Annotated in this window: 3 protein-coding genes; all 3 read right to left on the bottom strand. The window is 60.9% G+C overall.

The features are described 5' to 3' along the window. Positions 1-88: 88 nt before the first annotated feature. Genes ACFFWD_RS08075 through ACFFWD_RS08065 form a run of 3 tightly spaced genes read right to left on the bottom strand, consistent with a single transcriptional unit; the run spans position 89 to position 3,071 of the window. On the bottom strand, positions 89-1,084 hold the full coding sequence (locus ACFFWD_RS08075; RefSeq protein ID WP_376963324.1) for a tyrosine-type recombinase/integrase: 996 nt from the start codon (positions 1,082-1,084) through the stop codon (positions 89-91). Then, positions 1,081-2,028, bottom strand: a complete 948-nt coding sequence (locus ACFFWD_RS08070; protein ID WP_376963321.1) for a tyrosine-type recombinase/integrase — start codon at positions 2,026-2,028, stop codon at positions 1,081-1,083. Before ACFFWD_RS08070 ends, ACFFWD_RS08075 begins: the two co-directional genes overlap by 4 nt. Then, positions 2,025-3,071, bottom strand: a complete 1,047-nt coding sequence (locus tag ACFFWD_RS08065; protein WP_376963318.1) for a tyrosine-type recombinase/integrase — start codon at positions 3,069-3,071, stop codon at positions 2,025-2,027. The genes ACFFWD_RS08070 and ACFFWD_RS08065 overlap by 4 nt, the downstream gene beginning before the upstream one ends. Positions 3,072-3,406 lie beyond the last annotated feature (335 nt).

Here is a 3,406-nt window from a genome sequence, read left to right as displayed (position 1 = left end):
TGGCCATTATGCCGAACCAAGTGTTATGCCGCGCCGATCTGGCTTGGCCTGCGCAGCGCGGCCAGACCGGCATTTCCATGCGGCATAATCAGAGCGATTCCAGGAAGCTCAGCAAAGCATCGTCGGGCCTGTAACGCCCTGGTCGCGACGTGGTGGATTTCACCCGCGCCAAAGCTTTCTCTTTGAGACGCATGTCGGCGTGGACGTAGATCTGGGTAGTCTCGACGGACTCGTGGCCGAGCCACAGGGCGATCACGGTGCGATCGACACCGTTCTGGAGCAGGTCCATCGCGGTCGAGTGGCGCAGGACATGCGGGCTGACGCGCTTCCCCATGAGCGACGCGCATGCTCTGGACGCGGCGAGCGTGTATTTCCGGACAAGATGCTCGACAGCATCGCGGCTTAGCCGGTCACCCCGGATTGTTGGGAAGACGGGATCATCGGCATTGCCGGATCGTTCCTTCAGCCATGCTTCGAGTGTTCGAACGGTATCGCGCCGCAGCGGTGTGCTGCGCTCCTTCCGTCCCTTGCCTTCGCAGCGGATATGAGCGCCGACGCCAAGTAGGACGTCGCCACAATCGAGGTTGATCAGCTCGCTAACGCGCAGCCCCGTTTGCAGAGCCAGAAGCAGGATGACACGATCTCTGCGACCGATCCATGTCGATGCATCCGGTGCCGCAAGCAGGGCCTCCATTTCCGTGCGGTCGATAAAATCGACCGAGCGGCGCGTGTAACGCTTGTTCGGCATCGACAAGACACGCTGGCAATGGAGCGCATGCTCCGGTGCGTTCATCGCCACGTAACGGTAAAACGACCGGATCGCGGCAAGCCGCGTGTTGCGACTGCGAGCGCTGTTGCGCCGGACCTTCTCCACATGGGTCAAGAACTCGCCGACCAAAGCTGCATCGAGATCCTCGACTTTGAGTTTTGTCGGCGGCTTGCCGAAGCGCTGGCTCGCGTAGCGCAGCAGTAATCGGAAGGTGTCGCGGTAACCCGCAATCGTATTGGGGCTGGCTTCAAGTTGGCCCGTGAGGCGATCTGTAAAGAACCGCTGGACCAGGGCGGGGAGCGTGGATGTATTCATCGGCTACACTCCCCTGAGACGGCGCGGGCGGCGCGCTCGCAGGCAAGCTCCAGCAATTCCGGCACAGCCTCGATGTACCAATAGGTATGTTCCGGTTTTTCGTGGCCGAGATAGGTCGATAGCTTGATCATCTCCCGCTCCGGGTCCTTGCCGGAGCGATACCAATCCACCATCGTCCGTGCTGCAAAGGTGTGCCGCAGATCGTGGATGCGCGGTCCCCGCCCGTGCCTGTTGAACTTTTGACGGGATCGAAGCCCAATCCGTTGACAGACCGCCGCGAAGTTGTAGCGGGCGCTGCAATCGTCTGGCCTGTTGCCGGCGTCGGATACGAAGAAGGATTTGGGCGTGCGGCCGACGAGCCGATCACGCTCACAGACATAGGCGGTAAGACGATTGGTCGCGCTCTGCGACAGCGGAATGAGGCGGGCCTTGCCAGACTTGCCGCGCCGGATTGTCAGTACGCCGCGATCGAGATCGGCATCATCGGTGTCGAGTGCAATCGCTTCGCTGACGCGTAGGCCGGTCACGGCAATCAGGCCGAACAGCGTCGTGAAGGTGAGCGCTCGGATGCCGTTGGTGGACGGAAGCCGGGCCGCCTCCGACACGATCCGGGCGATCTCTTCGTCGCTGTAGATGTAAGGCTTGGCACGCCGGTACCGGCCCGGAATGAGCGCTTTCGGGGGAACCTCGTTGTGTGGATTGAGCCCATGCAGCCAGGAAGCAAATTGGCGGATCATCCCGAGGCGCGCATACCACGTATTTTGGTTGGCGTTGCCGAACTCCGCCTGCCAGGCGAGGAACAGGCCGGTCGTGATGTGCCGCGCCTTGCGCGCTTCAGCAAAGACGACAAATCTCCGCAACACCCGCGCCGACGTGCTCAGATCATATCCAAGACTGCGACGGATCGAGAGGTAGCGATCAAGCTCTTTGGTCAAGATGTTCATTTTGCACCTCCCACCACGGGCCATTCGCGCGCCACGGAGCGCAGGCCTTCGATGTCCAGCTTTGCGTAGATCATCGTCGTGCCGCGCGCACGATGGCGAAGCACGTCGCCGATCTCGGCAAGCGATGCGCCGCTGCGGATCATGTTCGTAGCGAGGCTGTGCCGCAGGATGTGCGAGCCGACATATCGCCGCGGCGGTTTCACCCCAGCCTTACGGAAGGCCTTTTCCAGAACCTCATTGAGGATTTGCGCGCCTGCGAAGGCCCTGCGCGGCGCCCTGTGCGTGACGAACAATGCACGCGAGGCCGTCTTCCGATCCCGACGGATATAATTCGCAATCGCCTCGCCGACATCCTGCGGCAGCGGCAGCCGGTCGTACAGTCCGCCCTTGCCACGAACCAGAAGCTCACCCGTGCGCCAGTCAATATCGTCAAGCTCGATCGCGATCACCTCTTGTGCGCGCAGGCCGAGCCGAGCCTGCAACAGCACCATCGCGTAGTCGCGCCGGCCGACGGGCGTATCCTCGTTAGCCGCCGCGATCACCTGTTCGACCTGCTCAGCCATCAGATATTTGGGGAGATTGGCCCCGTATTTCGGGGCAACCCGTAGAATCGAGAGCGCGAGATTGGTCTTGATCTTCCCGCTCTTGAACAGGAACTGGAAGAAGTTCCTTAAGTGTGTCGGCGGCGTCTTGTCCCGGCGCGAGGTCAGGCTCTGCATGAATCTCGCCAGATCCAGCGCCGTGATCCTCGACCAATCGAACGCCTTACCCTTGAACCGGAACGCAAGGAACCGATCTGCGAACCGCCAACAATGATAGATTGACCGCGCGCTCAAGCCGCGCTGGACGCGCAGATAGTCTTCGTATTCCTGCCGCAGCCGCGCCAGCGGGCTGTCGTCACAATACGCTTCCGGTGGTCGCGCCACACCTGCATCGACCAAAAAGCGGATGAACTTCCTGATGATGAAGATCGCGTACCGCTGCCGCCTGACACCGCATTCCCTGGCGAGGCGTCTCGCAGCCTCTTCATCGAGAGAGGCCATCTTAATACGTTTCCGCCGCATGTGGTCGGCGAGCACGCTAAGGCAGCACCGATATTCGCGAAGCGTCGCCCGCGCGTATTGCTGACTCTCCAAATGCTGAATAAATCGCTCAGGATAATCTCCGAGCGGATCATGTGACGAATCTCTGCTGATGCCCTTCGGTTGATGCTTGCGCATGGTGCTTGCTCCTTCTTGTGGAGCAAACAGCGCTCATCACCCTGCTGCCGAGCGACAAGCTGATGGTTCCGGATTATGCCGAATGATCAACCGCTTTTTGGCAATGGCCCCCGACATCCACCGCGTGTAGTCGGCATAACCTGGCTCTCGGCATAATG

It is taken from the genome of Bradyrhizobium erythrophlei, from assembly GCF_042430365.1.
In the GTDB taxonomy this organism is placed as follows: Bacteria; Pseudomonadota; Alphaproteobacteria; order Rhizobiales; family Xanthobacteraceae; genus Bradyrhizobium; species Bradyrhizobium erythrophlei.
The sequence above is the reverse complement of the archived record's forward strand: the minus strand, read 5'-3'. Positions and strand labels throughout refer to the sequence as shown.

Bases quoted from the DNA above. Each gene is read 5' to 3' on its own strand.
- ACFFWD_RS08070 (WP_376963321.1), bottom strand. From the start codon at position 2,028: ATGAACATCTTGACCAAAGAGCTTGATCGCTACCTCTCGATCCGTCGC.
- ACFFWD_RS08075 (WP_376963324.1), bottom strand. From the start codon at position 1,084: ATGAATACATCCACGCTCCCCGCCCTGGTCCAGCGGTTCTTTACAGAT.
- ACFFWD_RS08065 (WP_376963318.1), bottom strand. From the start codon at position 3,071: ATGGCCTCTCTCGATGAAGAGGCTGCGAGACGCCTCGCCAGGGAATGC.